The organism is Williamsia muralis NBRC 105860 (assembly GCF_001598915.1).
Classification (GTDB): domain Bacteria; phylum Actinomycetota; class Actinomycetes; order Mycobacteriales; family Mycobacteriaceae; genus Williamsia; species Williamsia muralis.
The window spans coordinates 1-4,924 of sequence record NZ_BDAP01000018.1; the positions used below are offsets into that span (position 1 = coordinate 1).

The window sequence follows — 4,924 nt, forward strand, 5'->3', positions numbered from 1 at the left end:
GGGGAATATTGCACAATGGGCGCAAGCCTGATGCAGCGACGCCGCGTGAGGGATGACGGCCTTCGGGTTGTAAACCTCTTTCACCAGGGACGAAGCGAAAGTGACGGTACCTGGAGAAGAAGCACCGGCCAACTACGTGCCAGCAGCCGCGGTAATACGTAGGGTGCGAGCGTTGTCCGGAATTACTGGGCGTAAAGAGCTCGTAGGCGGTTTGTCGCGTCGTTCGTGAAAACTTGGGGCTTAACTCCAAGCGTGCGGGCGATACGGGCAGACTTGAGTACTACAGGGGAGACTGGAATTCCTGGTGTAGCGGTGAAATGCGCAGATATCAGGAGGAACACCGGTGGCGAAGGCGGGTCTCTGGGTAGTAACTGACGCTGAGGAGCGAAAGCGTGGGTAGCGAACAGGATTAGATACCCTGGTAGTCCACGCCGTAAACGGTGGGTACTAGGTGTGGGTTCCTTTTCACGGGATCCGTGCCGTAGCTAACGCATTAAGTACCCCGCCTGGGGAGTACGGCCGCAAGGCTAAAACTCAAAGGAATTGACGGGGGCCCGCACAAGCGGCGGAGCATGTGGATTAATTCGATGCAACGCGAAGAACCTTACCTGGGTTTGACATACACCAGAAAGCCATAGAGATATGGCCCCCCTTGTGGTTGGTGTACAGGTGGTGCATGGCTGTCGTCAGCTCGTGTCGTGAGATGTTGGGTTAAGTCCCGCAACGAGCGCAACCCTTGTCCTGTGTTGCCAGCACGTAATGGTGGGGACTCGCAGGAGACTGCCGGGGTCAACTCGGAGGAAGGTGGGGATGACGTCAAGTCATCATGCCCCTTATGTCCAGGGCTTCACACATGCTACAATGGCCGGTACAGAGGGCTGCGATACCGTGAGGTGGAGCGAATCCCTTAAAGCCGGTCTCAGTTCGGATCGGGGTCTGCAACTCGACCCCGTGAAGTCGGAGTCGCTAGTAATCGCAGATCAGCAACGCTGCGGTGAATACGTTCCCGGGCCTTGTACACACCGCCCGTCACGTCATGAAAGTTGGTAACACCCGAAGCCGGTGGCCCAACCCCTTGTGGGAGGGAGCCGTCGAAGGTGGGATTGGCGATTGGGACGAAGTCGTAACAAGGTAGCCGTACCGGAAGGTGCGGCTGGATCACCTCCTTTCTAAGGAGCAACATAAACTGCGGTCGATGGGTTGCTTTGTACCAGCCCCTCCTGCTGCTTTGGCAGTGGGTGTGATCGTGGTGGCCCCGCTTCACAGGCGAATGTTCTGTGGTGGGAGCTCATGGGTGAAACGCTAACAATGCTGTGGTGTTCGTTTGAACATTGTGGCGTCTGCTCAGGTGACTGGGTGGAGCATCGATACACTATTGGGTCCTGAGGGAACACACTGTGAGGTGGGTTTGCTCTGGATTTAACGATGATGCCGGCTGATGCGGGTGCCTGTTATCGCGGAGGGGTGAAGATTCTTCTGCGGGGTGCCGGTTGGTGGGTGTGTGTTGTTTGAGAATTGCACAGTGGATGCGAGCATCTTTATTTTGTTTTGATAATGTTTGTAAGTGTGTAAGAGCGTACGGTGGATGCCTTGGCACCAGGAGCCGATGAAGGACGTAGGAGGCTGCGATAAGCCTCGGGGAGCTGTCAACCGAGCTGTGATCCGAGGGTGTCCGAATGGGGAAACCCAGCACGAGTGATGTCGTGTTACCCGCATCTGAATATATAGGGTGTGTGGAGGGAACGTAGGGAAGTGAAACATCTCAGTACCTACAGGAAGAGAAAACAACATGTGATTCCGTGAGTAGTGGCGAGCGAAAGCGGATGAGGCTAAACCATGGATGTGTGATAGCCGGCGGGCGTTGCATTCGTGGGGTTGTGGGATCCATTGTGTCAATTCTGCCGGGTTGGCCAACAGTGAGAAATCGTTGTGTTAGGCGAAGTGGTCTGGAACGGCCTGTCGTAGAGGGTGAGAATCCCGTAGCCGAAAATGTGACGACTGTTGATATGGACACCCAAGTAGCAGCGGGCCCGTGAAATCTGCTGTGAATCTGTCGGGACCACCCGATAAGCCTGAATACTCCCTGGTGACCGATAGCGGACTAGTACCGTGAGGGAAAGGTGAAAAGTACCCCGGGAGGGGAGTGAAATAGTACCTGAAACCGTGCGCTTACAATCCGTCAAAGCTGATGCGTCATTTAGTTGGCGGTTGGTGATGGCGTGCCTTTTGAAGAATGAGCCTGCGAGTTAGTGCTCGGTGGCGAGGTTAACCCGTGTGGGGTAGCCGTAGCGAAAGCGAGTCCGAATAGGGCGACAGAGTCGCCGGGTCTAGACCCGAAGCGGAGTGATCTACCCATGGCCAGGTTGAAGCGACGGTAAGACGTCGTGGAGGACCGAACCCACTTCAGTTGAAAATGGAGGGGATGAGCTGTGGGTAGGGGTGAAAGGCCAATCAAACTCCGTGATAGCTGGTTCTCCCCGAAATGCATTTAGGTGCAGCGTCGCATGTTTCTCGCTGGAGGTAGAGCTACTGGATGGCCGATGGGCCCTACAAGGTTACTGACGTCAGCCAAACTCCGAATGCCAGTGAGTGAGAGTGCGGCAGTGAGACTGCGGGCGATAAGGTTCGTAGTCGAGAGGGAAACAGCCCAGATCGCCGGCTAAGGCCCCTAAGCGTGTACTAAGTGGAAAAGGATGTGGGGTCGCGAAGACAACCAGGAGGTTGGCTTAGAAGCAGCCACCCTTGAAAGAGTGCGTAATAGCTCACTGGTCAAGTGATCCTGCGCCGACAATGTAGCGGGGCTCAAGTACACCGCCGAAGCCGCGGCACTCACGCAATAGCCCGTCTCATCCCTGCGGGGGTGGGACTAGGTGTGTGGGTGGGTAGGGGAGCGTCCTGCATCCATGGAAGCATCGGAGTGATCCAGGTGTGGAGGGTGTGGGAGTGAGAATGCAGGCATGAGTAGCGAAAGCGAAGTGAGAAACTTCGCCGCCGAATGACCAAGGGTTCCTGGGCCAGGCTAATCCGCCCAGGGTGAGTCGGGACCTAAGGCGAGGCCGACAGGCGTAGTCGATGGACAACGGGTTGATATTCCCGTACCCGTGTAGTCGCGTCCGTGATGAATCAGCAGTACTAACCATCCTGAAGATCAAGGGTTACCTTCGGGTTTCGTTTGGTTGGATGCATGGGACCTTTGCTGGTAGTAGTCAAGCGATGGGGTGACGCAGGAAGGTAGTGGGGCCAGTCAGTGGTTGTACTGGTGTAAGCCTGTAGGGAGAGACATAGGCAAATCCGTGTCTCACATATCCTGAGAGGTGATGCGTAGCCGAATGAGGCGAATTCCATGATCCTATGCTGCCGAGAAAAGCCTCTAGCGAGTGGCGACACGGCCCGTACCCCAAACCAACACAGGTGGTCAGGTAGAGAATACTAAGGCGATCGAGAGAACTGTGGTTAAGGAACTCGGCAAAATGCCCCCGTAACTTCGGGAGAAGGGGGACCACGTCTGGTGATCAACTTTTCGTTGTGAGCTGGGTGTGGTCGCAGAGACCAGAGAGAAGCGACTGTTTACTAAAAACACAGGTCCGTGCGAAGTCGTAAGACGATGTATACGGACTGACGCCTGCCCGGTGCTGGAAGGTTAAGAGGACCGGTTAACACTTCGGTGTGAAGCTGAGAATTTAAGCCCCAGTAAACGGCGGTGGTAACTATAACCATCCTAAGGTAGCGAAATTCCTTGTCGGGTAAGTTCCGACCTGCACGAATGGCGTAACGACTTCTCTGCTGTCTCAACCACAGACTCGGCGAAATTGCATTACGAGTAAAGATGCTCGTTACGCGCGGCAGGACGAAAAGACCCCGGGACCTTCACTATAGCTTGGTATTGGTGTTCGGTTCGGTTTGTGTAGGATAGGTGGGAGACTGTGAAGCATGCACGCCAGTGTGTGTGGAGTCGTTGTTGAAATACCACTCTGATCGTATTGGATATCTAACCTCGGACCATGATCTGGTTCAGGGACAGTGCCTGGTGGGTAGTTTAACTGGGGCGGTTGCCTCCTAAAATGTAACGGAGGCGCCCAAAGGTTCCCTCAGCCTGGTTGGCAATCAGGTGTTGAGTGTAAGTGCACAAGGGAGCTTGACTGTGAGACGTACATGTCGAGCAGGGACGAAAGTCGGGACTAGTGATCCGGCACCGGCAAGTGGAAGCGGTGTCGCTCAACGGATAAAAGGTACCCCGGGGATAACAGGCTGATCTTCCCCAAGAGTCCATATCGACGGGATGGTTTGGCACCTCGATGTCGGCTCGTCGCATCCTGGGGCTGGAGTAGGTCCCAAGGGTTGGGCTGTTCGCCCATTAAAGCGGCACGCGAGCTGGGTTTAGAACGTCGTGAGACAGTTCGGTCTCTATCCGCCGCGCGCGTAAGAAACTTGAGGAAACCTGTCCCTAGTACGAGAGGACCGGGACGGACGAACCTCTGGTGTGCCAGTTGTCCTACCAAGGGCACCGCTGGTTAGCTACGTTCGGAAGGGATAACCGCTGAAAGCATCTAAGCGGGAAGCCTGTTCCAAGATGAGGTTTCTCACCCTCTTAGCAGGGGTAAGGCCCCCCACAGACCATGGGGTAGATAGGCCAGAACTGGAAGCCCGGTAACGGGTGCAGGTGACTGGTACTAATCGGCCGAGGACTTACAACCAAAACATGTAAAAACTGTTTCGCATCCACTGTGCAATATCTGAAACAACACACACATCTCAAAAAAAGATAAATAGGCCAGAAGATGTGTGTACTGGTTTCATAAAGTTACGGCGGCTATAGCGGAGGGGAAACGCCCGGCCCCATTCCGAACCCGGAAGCTAAGCCCTCCAGCGCCAATGGTACTGCACCCTAATCAGTGTGGGAGAGTAGGACACCGCCGAACACAAC

Annotated in this window: 3 rRNA genes; all 3 read left to right on the forward strand. The window is 55.1% G+C overall.

From position 1 onward, the window contains the following. Positions 1–1,169, forward strand: a 16S ribosomal RNA gene (locus tag WIMU1_RS25650); the annotation flags it as partial. A 389-nt stretch (positions 1,170–1,558) separates the two neighbouring features. Then, positions 1,559–4,694 (forward strand): 23S ribosomal RNA (locus tag WIMU1_RS25655). Positions 4,695–4,802: 108 nt separating this feature from the next. Next, positions 4,803–4,919 (forward strand): 5S ribosomal RNA (gene rrf, locus WIMU1_RS25660). Positions 4,920–4,924 lie beyond the last annotated feature (5 nt).